This window comes from Haloferax sp. KTX1 (assembly GCF_902410085.1).
Taxonomy (GTDB): Archaea; Halobacteriota; Halobacteria; order Halobacteriales; family Haloferacaceae; genus Haloferax; species Haloferax massiliensis.
Genome location: NZ_CABPRH010000023.1, coordinates 1 through 14926 on the forward strand (window position 1 = coordinate 1; position 14926 = coordinate 14926).

The 14926-nt window shown below is 67.1% G+C and carries 17 protein-coding genes and 1 pseudogene; 4 read left to right on the forward strand and 14 right to left on the reverse strand.

Features of this window, described 5'->3' with window-relative positions:
* Nucleotides 1-199: 199 nt before the first annotated feature.
* Complete coding sequence (locus tag FY251_RS20335) at nt 200-850, reverse strand: hypothetical protein (protein WP_148416796.1); 651 nt, start codon at nt 848-850, stop codon at nt 200-202.
* A 471-nt stretch (nt 851-1321) separates the two neighbouring features.
* Nucleotides 1322-1855, reverse strand: coding sequence for a transcriptional regulator (locus FY251_RS20340; RefSeq protein WP_148416797.1), 534 nt, complete (start codon nt 1853-1855; stop codon nt 1322-1324).
* 346 nt (nt 1856-2201) lie between these two features.
* On the opposite strand from FY251_RS20340, the gene FY251_RS20345 reads away from it, so the two are divergent.
* On the forward strand, nt 2202-2480 hold the full coding sequence (locus FY251_RS20345) for a PadR family transcriptional regulator (RefSeq protein ID WP_089781238.1): 279 nt from the start codon (nt 2202-2204) through the stop codon (nt 2478-2480).
* A gap of 645 nt (nt 2481-3125) precedes the next feature.
* Entirely contained in the window at nt 3126-3545 is a 420-nt protein-coding gene (locus FY251_RS20355) for a hypothetical protein (protein ID WP_148416799.1), read from the forward strand.
* An 84-nt stretch (nt 3546-3629) separates the two neighbouring features.
* Here FY251_RS20355 and glmM read toward each other — a convergent pair whose 3' ends face one another.
* From glmM to FY251_RS20400, 9 genes are all read right to left on the reverse strand, one after another.
* On the reverse strand, nt 3630-4955 hold the full coding sequence (gene glmM / locus FY251_RS20360; RefSeq protein ID WP_148416800.1) for a phosphoglucosamine mutase: 1326 nt from the start codon (nt 4953-4955) through the stop codon (nt 3630-3632).
* Between the two features lie 183 nt (nt 4956-5138).
* Entirely contained in the window at nt 5139-5453 is a 315-nt protein-coding gene (locus FY251_RS20365; protein ID WP_148416801.1) for a HalOD1 output domain-containing protein, read from the reverse strand.
* Between the two features lie 177 nt (nt 5454-5630).
* Entirely contained in the window at nt 5631-6272 is a 642-nt protein-coding gene (locus FY251_RS20370; RefSeq protein WP_148416802.1) for an NADPH-dependent F420 reductase, read from the reverse strand.
* A 321-nt stretch (nt 6273-6593) separates the two neighbouring features.
* Nucleotides 6594-7904: an MFS transporter gene (locus FY251_RS20375; RefSeq protein ID WP_148416803.1), complete on the reverse strand. Its 1311-nt coding sequence runs from the start codon at nt 7902-7904 to the stop codon at nt 6594-6596.
* Between the two features lie 105 nt (nt 7905-8009).
* On the reverse strand, nt 8010-8447 hold the full coding sequence (locus FY251_RS20380) for a chemotaxis protein CheW (protein WP_148416804.1): 438 nt from the start codon (nt 8445-8447) through the stop codon (nt 8010-8012).
* Nucleotides 8448-9488, reverse strand: coding sequence for a methyl-accepting chemotaxis protein (locus tag FY251_RS20385; protein ID WP_148416805.1), 1041 nt, complete (start codon nt 9486-9488; stop codon nt 8448-8450). It abuts the gene before it with no gap.
* 261 nt (nt 9489-9749) lie between these two features.
* The gene (locus tag FY251_RS20390) at nt 9750-10736 is read right to left on the reverse strand and encodes a metal ABC transporter permease (protein ID WP_148416806.1); all 987 of its coding nucleotides are present in this window, start codon (nt 10734-10736) and stop codon (nt 9750-9752) included.
* Nucleotides 10733-11557 carry a metal ABC transporter ATP-binding protein gene (locus FY251_RS20395; RefSeq protein ID WP_148416807.1) on the reverse strand — a complete coding sequence of 275 codons (825 nt, stop codon included), beginning with the start codon at nt 11555-11557 and terminating at the stop codon, nt 10733-10735. The genes FY251_RS20390 and FY251_RS20395 overlap by 4 nt, the downstream gene beginning before the upstream one ends.
* The gene (locus FY251_RS20400) at nt 11554-12672 is read right to left on the reverse strand and encodes a metal ABC transporter substrate-binding protein (protein WP_148416808.1); all 1119 of its coding nucleotides are present in this window, start codon (nt 12670-12672) and stop codon (nt 11554-11556) included. Before FY251_RS20400 ends, FY251_RS20395 begins: the two co-directional genes overlap by 4 nt.
* Before the next feature lie 355 nt (nt 12673-13027).
* Here FY251_RS20400 and FY251_RS20405 point away from each other — a divergent pair, with 355 nt between their 5' ends.
* Both FY251_RS20405 and FY251_RS20410 read left to right on the forward strand, forming a co-directional pair.
* Nucleotides 13028-13324 carry a hypothetical protein gene (locus FY251_RS20405; protein ID WP_255516769.1) on the forward strand — a complete coding sequence of 99 codons (297 nt, stop codon included), beginning with the start codon at nt 13028-13030 and terminating at the stop codon, nt 13322-13324.
* Nucleotides 13325-13327: 3 nt separating this feature from the next.
* On the forward strand, nt 13328-13843 hold the full coding sequence (locus FY251_RS20410) for a metalloregulator ArsR/SmtB family transcription factor (protein WP_148416809.1): 516 nt from the start codon (nt 13328-13330) through the stop codon (nt 13841-13843).
* 51 nt (nt 13844-13894) lie between these two features.
* Here FY251_RS20410 and FY251_RS20415 read toward each other — a convergent pair whose 3' ends face one another.
* The 3 genes and pseudogenes from FY251_RS20415 to FY251_RS20425 all read right to left on the reverse strand — a co-directional run.
* Nucleotides 13895-14434 carry a hypothetical protein gene (locus tag FY251_RS20415; protein ID WP_148416810.1) on the reverse strand — a complete coding sequence of 180 codons (540 nt, stop codon included), beginning with the start codon at nt 14432-14434 and terminating at the stop codon, nt 13895-13897.
* Complete coding sequence (locus FY251_RS20420) at nt 14434-14748, reverse strand: hypothetical protein (protein ID WP_148416811.1); 315 nt, start codon at nt 14746-14748, stop codon at nt 14434-14436. Before FY251_RS20420 ends, FY251_RS20415 begins: the two co-directional genes overlap by 1 nt.
* Nucleotides 14738-14926 (reverse strand): annotated as a pseudogene (locus FY251_RS20425) (FAD:protein FMN transferase); the annotation flags it as partial. The gene FY251_RS20420 and the pseudogene FY251_RS20425, both read right to left, overlap by 11 nt.

Here is a 14926-nt window from a genome sequence, read left to right on the forward strand (position 1 = left end):
GGGAATGATGAGAGGGGAGAGAAGGGGACAAGGAGCGAAGCGGGTGGGGAAGAGGGGAGACGGCAAGCGGTCGACCGAACGCCGCCGCTCGAAAGCGGAGTGAGATAAAATCCGAGTGCGTTCGTGGTTAGCGTTAGTATCCCGCGAGTGCGTTCGTGGTTAGCGTTAGTATCCCGCGAGTGCGTCGGCCCGGACCGGCTCAGAGGTCGAGGCGGTCCTTGTACGACTCCATCGCGGTGATTGCCATGAGCGTCGCGGTGCTCAACACGGCCCAGCCGGCGGCCGGAACCTGTTCGAGTCCGGGGACGCCGAGCAGTCCGGCGGAGACGGTCGCGGCCACGCCGGCGGCGATGGCGAGGTTCCGCTTCGGCGACGCGGCGAGCGACGCCGACTGTTCGGCGTCGTCCTCGGTGCTGACGATGTCGCCGTCGAGGTACTGGTCGAGCTGCTTCGCGGTGTCGAGAAGCGTGATGTCACCGCGGTTCTTCTCGAAGTCGACGATGCCCGCCGAGTCCATCTTCGGCAGGTGACACTGGTACAGACCGATGTACACCCGCTTTCGTTGACTCGACGACAGCGCCTTGATCTCGATGTCGTTTTCCTTCGCGGCGATGAACTCGGCCATGTCGCCGAGCTTCGCTTCGCCGTCGTTCTCCTTGAGGTACCGGAGCGCGTCGCGCCGGCGTTGGTTCTTCAGAATCTCGAAGACGACGTCCTTCGAGAGCGCTTCGGTTTCGGGTTGTTGCTGCTGTTCTGCGATCGCGTGAGACCCACCAGTCGTCTCCGCGAGCTGTTCGTTCGTCGTCTGGTCAACAACGTCGGTGTCGGCTTGTAGCGAATCGGTAACCATTGTTCCTTCCTCCCCCACTGTGTAGTCGGGTGCTACCGTGTGACGTGGTCGACCGAGAGGGGAGACCACGAGACGTTCGCACAGACCACAACCTTTGGATGCGCCCCACCAAGCGCGCCCCAGATACAGAGGGTCAGCGAGTTAATAGGTTAAGCGAGGATATATACTTGTCTGACAATCCCACACTCTGATTTCTCCGACTGTTAGGATTGCAAAATCTGCAAGTAAAGTGGCTGTAACAATCTATACTAACTCAGACTTTCAATAGATTCGATAGTAAGGAACACCTACCAGAGGGCCGCGGAGGACGCCAGTTTCACTCACATTTACGGCGGCTCCGAGAACGATATCAAATTCAGCTGGTAGTTAGGTTCGCGGATACGGCGAGTCGGCAGTAGCATCGGCTGAGAATATGCGAGTGCTTCGGAGCGGGCATCGACGACGGTCGTAAGGAGACGAGTTATTCCGCGGTTATTCCACGAGCGCTTCGAAGGCGTCGGCCGAGGTCCCCGTCTGTCGCTCGGAGAGGTACTGCGCGAGCACCAACACGAGGAGCGCCGCGGAGACGAACACCGCGACGGTGCTCCACGAGACGAGCGCGAACCCGGGGAGGCCCGCCCACAGGCCGAGGATGAGCGCCCAACTGAGCGCGCCGAGGAGCGCGTAGTACCGGCTCCAGGACTCGCTGCCCCCGGGTTGCATCCAGAAGAACCCCCGTTTGGCGACGTTCGAAACGAGTTCGACGGACCGTTCTTCGTCGTCGTAATCGACCAACCCGGCGCTCTCCAGTTTCGGGAGATGCGTCTGGTACAGCGAGATGTACACGCGCTGTCGCTCTTCGTCGGTCACGTCTTCGACCGCCGTTCCGTTCTCCCGTGCGGCGACCATCGCCGCGAGTTCCTTCAGCGAGATCGCCTCGCCCGCCCGATGGAGGAAGTAGAGAATCTGCCTCCGCCGGGAGTTGCTGAGGATTCGGAATAGCTCGTCTTTTGATAGCGTTGTCATCGTCGTGTGCGGGGGTGGTCCCGCACGCGGTGTGAAGGGGGACCCGACCCGGTTGGGTCGTACTACACCACACCCGACCTTTGTTATCGTGACGTTTCCGGGAGGCACCGAGTCGGTCGCTACCGGATATTAAGCTCATCTTCACGCGATTGTTACCGGGGCACAGACCGTCAGCGGGAGGGGGTTATCTCGGTCTCAGAGATGATTACATATCTCAACGGTTTCGAGAAAAACCCTCGGGCCGAAACGTGAGCAAACTCGCGACAGCGGCGGTAAGGAACCCAATTGTCCAGTATAGAGGTGGCTAACAATACCCGATGACGGCGATACTTAGAGTCGAGACTACATGTTCGAACTGACTGGCTTCCAGCGCGACCTGCTGTACGTGATCGCCGGGGCGGAGCGCCCGTCCGGGCAGGAGATCAAAGAGATGATCAGCAAAGACGTCGGGGAGGTGAACCACGGTCGCCTCTACCCGAACCTCGACGCCCTCGTCGAACAGGGGTACGTCAACAAGGGACAACACGACCGTCGGACGAACTTCTACGAGATGTCCGAGAAGGGACGTGAGTCCATCGTCGAGCGCCGAGACTGGGAAGACCGGCGCGTCGGGTTCCTCGGATAACGCGCCGTCGCCCCCGCAGAGAGACGAACCGTCCGTTCGAACGCCCGCGGGCGAGAGTGGGACGCTCGCCCCGGAAGAAACCGAAGACGAGAACTGCTCGTCGCTGGTGGCCGCATCGGTCCCCGCGGTCTCGTTCGGTCCCTCCTCCTTCCGCAGCTGCGTCAACCCAGCGACCGCGTCGGTGCTGGACCGGTGGCGACCGTGGTCGTCGACGCCCCGTCGCTTGTTCCACCGGAGACCACCGACGACACGCCACGCGACGGGGTGACGCTCGACGCCGCCCTCGCCCGTCTCACCCGGCGAAATTTCGAGGTGTGAGCCGACGTGCGGGCCGCTGACGGTCCGGGTTCGACGCACATCTCGGAGAGACATATCAGAATTCATTACACTCGGTTATCGTGGAAAATGTCATACCTCATATGTACATTCCAGCACCGAGAATCGGAGATTAATTCGAGAATAAGAATCGGATTAATTCGAGAATAAGTCGACGCTTTCGGTCGTTTTTGTGCGTTGCTCGGACCGCGAGAACGCGTCGGTGATGCGAACAGTAACAGCGGCAATAATATCATCGATAGACATTCATGTATTCCAACTAATGTAATTATCGCAACATTTATGGGTATAATCCGCAACCCCTGAGACATGGTAAGAGAACGGTCCACCGGGCAGGACCCAGAAACGACGACTGACGACGACGTCGGTAGACGCAAGTACCTCGCGCTGTGCGGGTCGGTATCGGCCGCCGGTGCGCTCGCGGGGTTCTCTGGGGTCGGCTCGGCGACGGAACAGGTCGACGAGTCGGTCGACGCCGACGGGCACACACTCGTCGTCGCCGGCACCGGCTCCGTCTCTTCGTTCGAAGTGACGGTCAGCGGGTCCATCTCACCACTCCAGCCGAACGGCGCGCTCAGCACGACCGGGACGGCCGGTCCCGCGGCCGAGGGGACCGTCAGCGACGGCTCGCGGCGCTACCAGTTCGCGGGCGACGTCACCAACTTCCAGTCGACAGACGCCGTGTCGGTGTACGTCGACGGTGTCCGCGTCCCCGACGACTCCTTCTAAGCGCCGCCGAGCGTCTCGATGTTTTCGAACCGACCGAAAGCGGCGGCGCTGCGAGCGCGAGGGAGACGACAAACGGGCGGTGAGTCAGGCGACGACGCGTGCCCCCTCGACGAGCGAGCGAACGTCCTCGAACAGGCGGTCGGCGTCGTCCTCGTCGCGGGCCTCCGCGGTGATGCGGACCAGCGGTTCGGTCCCGCTGGCGCGGACGAGGAACCAGCCGTCGTCGGTGTCGACGCGGATGCCGTCGATGGTGTCGACCTCGTCGTACGTCGCGTGGATGTCGCGGGCGATGCGGTCCATCGCCTGGTGTTTGTCGTCGAACGAGAGGCTCGCGCGGCGGGTGGCGTAGCCCGCCCCGCCGAGGTCGGCGACCTGTTGGGACAGCGGCGCGCCGCGGGCAACGAGGTCGGCGAGCGTGAGCGCCGCGTAGTGGCCGTCGGGAGCGAGCGTCTCGTCGGGCCAAATCCACGCGCCGGAGGGCTCGCCGCCGAAGACGTAGCCCGCCTCGGCGACCGCCTCGGCGACGTGGACGTCGCCGACCGGCGTGTAGGTGACGCGCCCGCCGGCGGCCTCGACCACGTCCTGCACGAGGAGGCTCGTGTCGACGGGGACGGCGACGGCGTCGCCCGGGGAGACGGCGTCCCGCGCGAACAGCGCGAGGAGCGCGTCGCCGGGGACGTACGCGCCGGTCTCGTCGACGGCGACGAGTCGGTCGGCGTCGCCGTCGTGGGCGAGCCCCACGTCCGCGTCGAGCGCGGGGACGGTCCGGCGGAGCGCCGTGAGCGTCTCGGCGTTCGGCTCGCTCTTTCGGGCGGGGAACCGGCCGTCCCGCTGGCCGTCGATGGTGTTGACCGTCGCGCCGAGTTCGTAGAGCGCGTCGACCGAGACGCGGCCCGTCCCGTTGCCGAGGTCGAACGCGACGGAGACGCCGTCGAGGTCGTCGAACGACGAGACGAGGTGGCTCACGTGGCGGTCCGCCGCGTCGGGCCACTCGCGCTCTTCGCCGTGTTCGTCCCACGCGGCGAGCGACACCTCGTCGCGGTTGAGCCGGTGGACGATGTCGCGCGTCTGGGCCTTGTCGAAGGCGCGGCCGCTCGGGGTCCAGAGCTTCAGGCCGTTGTCCGAGGCGGGGTTGTGAGACGCGGTGATGCCGATGCCGGCGTCCGCGCCGGCCCAACCGACGGCGCGGGCGACCGTGGGTGTCGAGGCGACGCCGAGTCGGACCACGTTCGCCCCGCACTCGCGGACGCCGGCGCTCACGGCGTCCGCGAGCACGTCGCCGCTGAGTCGAGCGTCCTGTCCGACGACGACGGTACAGGCGTCACAGCCGACCGCGCGGCCGATTCGAAGGGCGAGTTCGGCGGTCACGGTTCGGCCAACCGGACCTCTGATTCCACTCGTTCCGAACATACCGTGTGAGACGGTGACGGGACGTTTTGGTATGTTTCGCCTACTGTCACGAACGGGCGGTCAGGCGACACCTACTGCGGGCGCGGAGGAACCGCAGGGCCGGCGCATCGAACCGCGGGACTGCGTTGCCGCTCGCCGGGGTGAGTGAGCGGTAAGTGGTCGGCGGTTACGCGGCGCGTCGCCTCACTGAAGGGGCCGGATGTCGCCGATGGGGACCACTTCGATAGAACCGAGGGCGTCGAGCGTCACGCGGTAGCCCGCGTACGAAAACGAGAGGAGCGCGTCGTTTGAACAGCCGAACACCGCTTCGAGCGCGTCGGGGTCGATGGTCTGTGCGAGCGGTGGGAGCTGCGTCGGTCGGACGCCCTCGATTGCCGCAATACTCAGTACAATATTCGTGCTTAGGAGTTCGGAAGAATCGCGGTCGACGCGGTACGACCCGGTCGCATCGTCGTACGTCACGCGCGAATCCTTCCAGTCGTTCGTCTGTACCATCATGGGTGCCTTAACAGGCGTCTGTGTGCGACGGTGCCCCTTAAATCCATGCTATTTGTGAACAGTTGTAATCCGTGAACGTCACGAAATCGAACGGGTACGGGAGTGGTACATCCGCGAGAGTAATCTGGTTCCCACAGTACACAACCAAAAATCGTGATAGTTTCGCGGAGGCGACGGTCAGCCCTGTCGAGCACGAAGCGTTCGGACGGTCTCCCGCGCCTCCTCGACCGTGATTTCGCGTTTGTAGAGGGCCGACCCCGGTTCCAGTAGTTCGCCGCCCGGAACGAGACCGCCGACGTCGACGGGGCCGAAGCCGATATCGCGGACGAGGCCGGCGACGCGCGCCTTGGCGTCCGAGTCGTCGCCGGCGAGGAACACCGCGAGACGCTCCGATTCGGGGAGGTCCGGGTGTCCGAGGTCGCGTAGCGTCTCCCAGTGGATGGTGTTGAACGACTTGACCAGTTTCGCGTCCGGGAGTTGGGCCGCGACGAGCTCCGAGGAGGTGTCGTCGCCGAGGTCGATGACGTGGAAGTTCTCCGTGTAGGGGTTCATCGCGTCGACGACGATTTTTTCCGCGAACTGGTCCGCGTCGGGCAGCGAGTCGCGCTCTCGGAACGGAATCGCGAGGAAGACCACGTCGCCGAACCGAATCGCTCGCTTCGGTTCCACCGCGCGCAGTTGCGGGCCGAGCGTCTCCGAGAGGTCTGCCATCGACTCGACCCCGCTGTCGTTGGCTATCGCCACCTCGTGGTCCGCCTCCACGAGGAGTTGGGCCAACGTCCCACCGAGTCGGCCAGCGCCGAGTATTCCTATGTCCATGAACAAAGATGTATGTTATTCAAGTTGAATCTTTGCGTGGTCAAAGCGGGCCGACGACCCCCCTCGTCTCGGGGGGTTCGACTCGTAATGTGCCGCAAAATCGCGTCGAATCCCACCCCACTCCGGGGATTGGGAGATTCAGTTCACTCAACGAGGCGTCGTGGGTCGAGACGCCGCGGGCGACGAGCAGTCGCGGGACGGGTAGCCGACTCGTCCGAGCCGACCTCGGGGGCGATTACCCAGCGGGCCGCCGAACGAACACCCGGACGGACCGCCGAAGCGACGACCGAACCGACGCCGAACCGATGCCCGAACCGGGCGTCAGGCCCCGCCGGCGTACGCCTCGAACTCCTTCCCGCGCAGGGCGAAGTAGGCCACGCCGACGATTCCGACGAGCGACGCGACCGAGAACGCCAGCGTCGGGTCGCTCGCGTAGAGCCAGCCGCCGAGCGCCGCGCTCGGGATGACGACGGTGTTCCGCAGGAGGTAGTACGCGCCCGTCACCCGCCCGCCGGCGTTTCGCTCCGCCGGGCCGACGATGAGCGCCTTGTGCGCGGGGAGACCGGCGAACCGGAGCCCCGAGAAGGCGAAGAGGGCGACGACGACCCACTGGTCGGCCGGCGCGAAGATGAGCAGAACCGGGAAGACGGCGTACACCGCGAACCCGAGGCCGACGACGGGCTTGAGTCCGGTCCGCTCGGCGAGCTTCGAGACGGGAAGTTTCGTCAGGAGCGCGACCACCATCTCGACGCCGAGGAGGACGCCGAAGAAGGCGTCCGGGCGGAGCGAGACGCCGAACCCGGTAAATCCGACCTGCAAGAACTCCGTGACGACGATGACGAAGAAGACGTACACCATCCCGTTGGCGAACCGGACGAGCGTGTCCGCGACGAGGAGCGGGCGGAGCGTCTCGGGGAGCGACCGGAGGTCGTCGCGGAGCTGTGCGAGCCCCTCGAACGACTTGCCCAGCGAATCCTCGTGCGCGTCGTACAGGACGTGCTGGGCCACGGTGGCGACGATGCCGAACGCCGCGGCGACGACGAGGACGTATCGGAAGCCCTCGACGAACGTCGCCGTCGCCGCCAACAGCGCGGCCGCGATGAGCGGCCCGAGGAGGAAGCCGACGCGGCGGAAAATCTCGGTGCTGGCGAAGCCCATCGCCAGCCGCTCGGGCGGGACGCTCTGCTTGACGATGGCGAACGTCGCGCCGAGGCCGAACGACTTCCACGCCTGCGTGAGAAAGAGGCCGACGAAAATCCAGAGCCACGGTTCGAGCGAGACGCCCGCGAGCGTCACCTCGGGCACCTGCGGGGCGACGAACCAGAACAGAAAGCCGGCCGACGAGACGGTCCCGAACAGCGTGAGCGAGAGGCGCGACCCGAGGCGGTCCGACAGCGCGCCGCCCGGGTACGGGTACAAGGCTCCGATGAGGTTTCCGAGGCTCCCGTAGAGACCGACGACGGTCGCGCCGGCCCCGAGCACCCGGAGGTACTCCGGGACGTACCGCCCGGTCATCTGGAACGAGAGGCTGAACGCGAACATCGCAACCGAGAGGACGAGCACGTCGCGTTCGAGCCCGACGAACTGCCGGAAGGAATCGAAGCTATCGACGGCGTCCCGACGTGTTCCCATCGTCCGAGTGGTTCGCGGGAGCGCCCAAGAAAGTACGGTGCGGTCGGGCGACTGCTGTGCAGTCGGTCGACTGCTGTGCGGTCGGTCGACGACGATGCGGCCGGCCTACTCGCCCGCCGGCGGTTCGACCCAGACGACGAGGCCGTCGTCGCTCCTGACGACGCTGCGGGTGAGTTCGTCGCCGAACGGCGCGTCGTCGACGGTCTCGGGGTCGATTTCCGTCACGCGGTCGACCTCGTCGACCAGCCAGCCGAACACGGTCGCCTCCTCGTCGGCGGCGTCGAAGACGACGACGCGGGGGGCGTCGGGGTTCGAGCCCACGCCGAGGAGCGAGGCCGTGTCGACGAGCAATGTCGTCGCGCCCCGGTAGTCCATCGCACCGACGACGTGTGGGGGCGTGTCCGGCAACGAGCGCGCGGACGTGCGGTCGATGATTTCGGTGACTGCGTCGAGGTCGACGCAGTAGCGCTCCTCGCCGAGTTCGAATTCGAGCACCTGCGTCGGCTCCGCGGACGCGCCGTCGGGCGCGTCGGTGAGCGACATCTACGCGCCCCGGGCGGAGAGCCCGTCTTCCGCCGCGTCGAGTTCGTCTTCGAGGTCGTCGACCTCGTCGTCGATGTGGTCGAGGAGAAGCGCGACCTCCGAAATCTTCGCCGTCTGCTCTTCTGTGGCCGCGGCGACCTGGTCTATCTCGCCGGCGACCTCCTCCGCGCCCCGCGCGGTCTCGTCGACGAGGCTCGCCACCTCCTCGGTGCTCGCGGCCTGCTGGTCGGTCGCGCGAGCGACCTCCTCCGCGCCGGCGGCGGCCTCGCCGACCGCGGCGTCGATGTTCCGGAGCGCGGAGACGGCCGCGTCGACCTCCGAGATGCCGTCGTTGACCTCCTCGTTGGCCTCCTCGATGTTGCCGACGGTCGTCTCGGTCGTCTCCTGGATGTCGCCGACGACCGCCTCGATCTCGGAGACGCTGTCGCGGGACTGCTCGGCGAGGCTCTTGACCTCGTCGGCGACGACGGCGAAGCCCGCGCCCGCCTCGCCGGCCCGCGCGGCCTCGATGGAGGCGTTGAGCGCGAGCAGGTTCGTCTGGTCGGCGATGTCGTTTATGACCTCGACGACGCTGTCTATCTGGTCGACCTTCGCCCGGAGGTCGGTGATTTCGTCGTACACGTCGGTGGTCACGTCGTCGACGGTCTCCATCGCGTCCGCGGCGTTGTCGGCGGAGCTTCGGCCCTCGGCGGCGAGGTCGCGCGCCTGGTCGCTCATCGCCTTCGTCTGGTCGGCGCTGGAGGCGATTTGCTCGACGCTGGCGCTCAGGTTCGACACCTCGCCGGCGACCTCCCGCATGTTGGTCGACTGGTCGCCCGCGAGGTCGCTTATCTCCTGTGCGCTGACGGCGACGCTCTCGGAGGCGTCGGAGAGTTCGGCGACCGCCGTGCCGATTTCGTCGGTCGCGTCGTCGACGTCGTCCACGTCGTCGAGGACCTCGTCGGTCGCCGCCGCTGCGGCACCGCCTGAATACGCGTCGTGCCGTCGGGAGACGTTCCCGTCTCCGGCCGCAGACTCCCGTTCATTTCGCTCGATTGCCATACGAAAACGTGTGGGAGTAAAGTGATAAGCATTCGCAGAAGGTATCAATGTAGATAATCCCACATTGCCGCTACTCGGGTCGAAACGCCCGAAATTCGCGGATTCGATTCGGCTAATACAGGATGAATACCACACCGCGGCTACCGACGGACCCAGCGGTGGTCGGCCCGGTGGAAACCCTCCTGTCCGGCTCCTGTCGCCGACCGCCGTGAGATGGCCGTAGCCGATGCGAGGGGGAGAGAGCGGGTCGAAACGCGGGAGTCAGACCAGTCGGCGGCCGGCGGCGACGGCGACGAAGCCCGCGAGCTCGACGAGGACGATGGACCCGCCGGCGGCGAGCCCGTAGAGATACGCCACGGTGACGCCGACGATACCGGCGAGTTCGCCCGCGAGGACGCCGTAGAGGAGCGATTGCTTGAAACTCCGGCCGAGTCGGGAGGCGGTGACGACCGGGACGACGAGCAGCGCCGCGACGAGGATGACGCCCATGATTCGCATCGCGCTGACGACGACGAAGGCGGTGAGGACCGACAGGAGCGTGTTGACGGCGCGGACGTGGAGCCGCGACGCGCGGGCGGCCGTCTCGTCGAACGTGACGTACACGAGCGGCCGGTAGGCGATCGCGACGGAGCCGACGACGACCAGCCCCATCGAGACGAGGAGACCCACGTCGGCCCGCGAGACGGTCGCCAGCGAGCCGAACAGGTACTGGTTGATGCCGACCGAGATGCCGCCGCCGGTCAGCGAGATAAGCACGCTCCCGAGGGCGAACCCACCGGTCAGAACCATCGCCAGCGCGGCGTCGCTCCGGGCGTCGGTGTACTCGATGAGCGCCTGCACGACGAGCGCGGCGACGACGGCGACGACGAGCGCGCCCAAAAGCGGCGGGACCGCGAGGCCGAGCGTCGCGTCGAGAAAGAGCGCGAGCGCGACCCCGGCGAAGGCGGTGTGGGCGAGCGTGTCGCCGACCATCGAGAGGTCGCGGTAGACGAGGAACGACCCGATGAGCGGGCCGACGACGCCGATGCAGAGCACCGAGAGGTACGCCCGTTGCATGTATGGGTAGCCGAGGAAGTCGAGGCCGGTGACGCCGGCGAGCCACGAGAACGCGCCGCCGACGACGGCCGTCAGGAACCAGTCGAACAGCCCCGTGACCGCGTCGATAACGAGGAGCGGCGCGAGGGAGTCGGCCGCGAGGGAAGCGAGCGCAACGGAGTCGGTCGCCGCGAGCGCGACGGGGCCGGTCACGACTCGTCCTCCGGTTCGTCGCGGGCGTCACCGCGGGAGTGGCCGTGCTGGTGGTCGTGAGAGTTGCCGTGGTGGCGGCCGCGCTGGTGGTCGTGGTCCAGCACGCGCTGGTTCGCGCCGTAGGCCGCGGCGAGCGCGTCGCTGTCGGCGAAGTCGTCGGGAGAGCCGTGGAAGTACAGCCGCTTGTTGAGACAGGCGATTCGGGACGCGCGGGCCGTGACGACGCCGATATCGTGTTCGACGAGGACGACCGTCATCCCCTGTTCGTTCAGGTCGCCGAGCAGGTCGTAGAACGCCTCGCGGGACTCGGCGTCGAGGGCGACCGTCGGCTCGTCGAGCGCGAGCAGGTCGGCCTCAGCGGCGAGCGCGCGGGCGACGAACACGCGCTGGCGCTGGCCGCCGGAGAGCGCCCCGACCCGGCGGGCGGCGAGGTCCGCGATACCGACGCGGTCGAGCGCCGCGGCGACCGCCTCGCGGTCGGCGGCCGAAAAGCGGCCGAACAGGTTCCGCGGGTAGCGACCCATCCGAACGACCTCGCGGACGGTGACGGGCATGTCGCGGGCGGTCTTCGTCGCGTCCTGTGCGACGTAGGCGACGCGCTCGCCGTCGGCGAACTCGTGGGCGGGCCGGTCGAACAGTCGCACCTCGCCGCGGGTCGGTCGCCGGAGGCCGAGCATCAGCGTCAGGAGCGTGCTCTTTCCCGACCCGTTCGGGCCGACGAGTCCGAGGAATTCCCCTTCGGGTACGTCGAGCGAAATCCCGTCGATGACGGGCACGTCGCCGTACGAGAAGGCCACGTCGGACAGCGAGACGGCCGTCATTGCGCGCCGAGCGCAGTCCGGAGCGACGGGAGGTTCACTTCGCGCATGATGTCCACGTAGCCCCAGTTGCGCTCCTCCCACTCGGCCATGACGCCGGGAAGCGGCGTGAGCGGGAGCACGTCCTCGGCGTCCGTCTCGGAGACGAGCTGTTGTGCGGCGCGGTCGGACTCAAGCGGGTCGGCGAGGACGTGTCGGATGTCGTGTTCCTCGATGGTCGCCTGCGCCCGCTCGATGCCTCTCGGCGACGGCTCCTCGTCGGGCGAGATGCCGGTGAGCGCGACGATGTCGAGGTCGTAGCGGTCGGCGAGATAGCCGTAGGCGTCGTGGCCGGCGACGAGAACCACGTCGCGGTCGCGGTCCGCGAGGCCGTCTTCGAACGCCGCGTCGAGCGCCGAGAGCGTCTCGCGGTAGGACTCGGCGTTCGCGGCGTAAGCGTCGGCGTTCGCGGAATCCACCGACTGGAATGCGTCGCGGAGCGTCTCGGTCGCGGTGACGACCCGCGTGGGGTCCAGCCAGAAGTGCGGGTCGAGTTCGCCGTGGTCGTGGGGCTCCGACTCCTCTGTGTGCTCGTCGTCGTGGTGCTCGGTCTCCTCGTGGTGCATCTCGTCCGCGTGTTCCGCCTCGTCCGCGTGCGTTTCCTCGTCGTGATGCGCCGTCTCGTCGTGGGACTCGTCGTCGTGGACGTGGCCGTCCGCGCCGATTTCGTGGAGTTCCACGTCGGCGGCGGCGTCGACCTCGGCGACGTCCGAGCCGTCGGCGTCGAGCGAGGTGCGGATGTCGTCGGCCCACGGCTGGAAGCCGGGGATTCCGTGGACGAACAAGTCGGATTCGAGCACCCGACCCTGTACGTCCGGACCGGGCTCCCAGCCGTGGCCGTGTTGACCGATGGGGACGAGCGTGTCGACGGACGCGGCGTCGCCAGCGACGTGTCGCGCCACGTCGCCGAAGACGAAAAACGACGCCGTCGCCGTCGTCTCCGAATCGGAAGACGAGTCGGTCGAGCCGGTCGAGTCGGTCGAATCGGACGAGTCATCACCGCCGAGACAACCCGCGAGGCCGACGGCGGCGCTTCCGGCGACTGTCGCGAGGAACCTGCGTCGGGTCTTCGTTCGCATGTTATTAGAAATGAGTCGTTGAATAATAAGTGCTGTTATTTTCTGTTGTGTTATTATTAACTTTTGTCGGCGAGGAGTCGCCGGTGAGTGCGGCGTCATCGACGAGGGTCATCGAGGAGTCTCGTCAGGATAGGCGACTCAGCGTGACTTGGGTGGAGAAGCCACGGTCACACGTTGTTTTGAAGCCGACAGTCGCCGGCGGAATCGAGAGAGGAGATTGCTAACGGTACGTCAGCCCCGGTTCGGGGGGTTCGCCCTCCGCGGGCCGACGATTCGAGTGGTGTACGAAAACGGCTTTGTCCGAACGGTCCGTCGACCCGACACCGTCGGGCGGTCGCCCGCGGGACACCCTATCATGGCCACCCTCGCACAACAGATCGAGCAGGCGACGAGTCTCGGAATCTTCCTCCTCGGAACCACGCTCGCGGTGCTCAGTCTACTCGCGTGGCGGCGAGAGCGCGACACGCGGATGGCCATCGTCTCGGCGTCCTACGCGATGTTCTCGCTGTACGGGCTCGCCGTGTTTCTCGAATACCATCTCATCGACTGGGGGGTGGCGACCGCGGCGACCGTCGAACTCCTCGAACACGGGTCAGCGGCGCTCATTCTCGTCGGACTTGCCGGCTTCTTCGCCGCGCTCTCGCGGGACTGACGAATGGACGAGTTCGAACTCGACTCCCGGCGAGACATCTACGCCGCGGTTTCCGACCAACCGGGCGTCCACTTCCGCGGGCTGTTGGACCGACTCGATTTCGCGCAGGGAACGCTCCAGTATCACCTTCGGGAGCTCGCCGACGCCGGCCTCGTCGAGGTGTCCGACGACGGGAAGTTCACCCGCTACTACCCCGCCGACGAGTTCGACGACGAGGACCAGCGCCGGATGAACGCCCTTCGCCGGCAGTACTCCCGGCGCATCATCGCGCACCTCCTCGCCGACGGCCCGCTCACCACGTCAGAACTGAGCGACCGCCTCGAACGGTCGCCCTCGACGATATCGTGGCACCTGTCGAAACTGGACGACGCGGACCTCGTCAGCCGCCGGCGCGACGGCCAACGCGTCTACTACGCGGTTCGAGACCCCGACCGCGTCCGCTACCTGTACGTGGTTCACCGGCGGAGCTTCACCGACGGCGTGGTCGACCGACTGCTCGGGCTGTGGGACGCTTACTGAGGCCGAGTCGCGGTTCGGAACCGCCCGCCCCCATCTCAGGTACCCTCGGGCTCAGGCCTCTCGGGCGGTCACTCGCGCCGCCGCGTGGCTGAGGGCTCTGAGCGCCAGCACGTACGCGAGGAAGCCGACCAGCGCGACCAGTCCGGGGACGGCGAACCCCGCGAGGTCGGTCCCGACCGCGGCGGCGTGGACCGTCGCGAAGCCGAACCCGGCGTAGGCGAACGCGTGGACGACGCGGGGCGACCACGGGCGGGCGAACCGCCGCGGGTCGAGAAACCCGAGGACCGCGACGACGAGCACGACGAGCGCGCCGACGCCGACGGCCGACCCCGCGAGCAGGTACGGCAGGCCGTAGTCGGGGACCGGCGCGGCACCGTCGAGAACGGTCCACACGTCCGCGAGGCCGACGACGCCGTGGGCGAGCACGAGCATCATCGCGAACACGGACGCCTCGACGTGGATTCGCCTCGCGGCGTCCCGGAGCGGGCCGAACGCCTCCGCGTTGTACAGGATTCCGGTCAGGACGGCGAGATACAGCGCCGGATACGAGACGAGCGCCAGCGCCCGGTCGAGATACCAGACGAGCGCCATCAGGAGGCCCTCGTCGTCGCGACCGCGTCGGGACAGCCGTCACCGTCCCGAAAACCGTTCTGCGTCTCGGCGCGCGTCGGGCACGCGTCGGCGTCGTCGGCGAGGCCGTCGCCGTCGTAGTCCGCGGGGGCCTGTCGGTCTGCGACTGCGGGGGCCTGTCGATCAGCGACTGCGGCGGCCGGGTCGTCCGCGACGGTCGGCGATTCGAGGTCGGCGCGGGCGTCGGCGACGGCCCAGACCGCCGCCGTCGACGCGACGAGGACGAACACCGCCGCGAGCGCGACGAGGCGGTTCGTCCGTTCCCTACGCGACATGGTCTGAGAACCCCGCCGTCGCGTGGAACACGCCGTCGTGGACGACGAACGCTTCGAGCCCCGACCAGTCCTCGGCGAGCGAGAGCGCGTCCGCGAGCGGCAGGGCCGCGAGCGTCGTCGCCAGCGCGTCGGCCTCGGTGCAGTCGCGCCGGGCGACGACCGTGACGAGGTCGTGCCG

Excerpts from the sequence above, each read along its gene's own strand:
- FY251_RS20370 (WP_148416802.1), bottom strand. The coding sequence starts at position 6,272 with ATGGACATAGGAATACTCGGCGCTGGCCGACTCGGTGGGACGTTGGCC.
- FY251_RS20380 (WP_148416804.1), bottom strand. The coding sequence starts at position 8,447 with ATGTCGCTCACCGACGCGCCCGACGGCGCGTCCGCGGAGCCGACGCAG.
- FY251_RS20335 (WP_148416796.1), bottom strand. The coding sequence starts at position 850 with ATGGTTACCGATTCGCTACAAGCCGACACCGACGTTGTTGACCAGACG.
- FY251_RS20405 (WP_255516769.1), top strand. The coding sequence starts at position 13,028 with ATGGCCACCCTCGCACAACAGATCGAGCAGGCGACGAGTCTCGGAATC.
- glmM (WP_148416800.1), bottom strand. The coding sequence starts at position 4,955 with ATGTTCGGAACGAGTGGAATCAGAGGTCCGGTTGGCCGAACCGTGACC.
- FY251_RS20375 (WP_148416803.1), bottom strand. The coding sequence starts at position 7,904 with ATGGGAACACGTCGGGACGCCGTCGATAGCTTCGATTCCTTCCGGCAG.
- FY251_RS20355 (WP_148416799.1), top strand. The coding sequence starts at position 3,126 with ATGGTAAGAGAACGGTCCACCGGGCAGGACCCAGAAACGACGACTGAC.
- FY251_RS20365 (WP_148416801.1), bottom strand. The coding sequence starts at position 5,453 with ATGATGGTACAGACGAACGACTGGAAGGATTCGCGCGTGACGTACGAC.
- FY251_RS20420 (WP_148416811.1), bottom strand. The coding sequence starts at position 14,748 with ATGTCGCGTAGGGAACGGACGAACCGCCTCGTCGCGCTCGCGGCGGTG.
- FY251_RS20410 (WP_148416809.1), top strand. The coding sequence starts at position 13,328 with ATGGACGAGTTCGAACTCGACTCCCGGCGAGACATCTACGCCGCGGTT.
- FY251_RS20400 (WP_148416808.1), bottom strand. The coding sequence starts at position 12,672 with ATGCGAACGAAGACCCGACGCAGGTTCCTCGCGACAGTCGCCGGAAGC.
- FY251_RS20395 (WP_148416807.1), bottom strand. The coding sequence starts at position 11,557 with ATGACGGCCGTCTCGCTGTCCGACGTGGCCTTCTCGTACGGCGACGTG.
- FY251_RS20345 (WP_089781238.1), top strand. The coding sequence starts at position 2,202 with ATGTTCGAACTGACTGGCTTCCAGCGCGACCTGCTGTACGTGATCGCC.
- FY251_RS20340 (WP_148416797.1), bottom strand. The coding sequence starts at position 1,855 with ATGACAACGCTATCAAAAGACGAGCTATTCCGAATCCTCAGCAACTCC.
- FY251_RS20385 (WP_148416805.1), bottom strand. The coding sequence starts at position 9,488 with ATGGCAATCGAGCGAAATGAACGGGAGTCTGCGGCCGGAGACGGGAAC.
- FY251_RS20415 (WP_148416810.1), bottom strand. The coding sequence starts at position 14,434 with ATGGCGCTCGTCTGGTATCTCGACCGGGCGCTGGCGCTCGTCTCGTAT.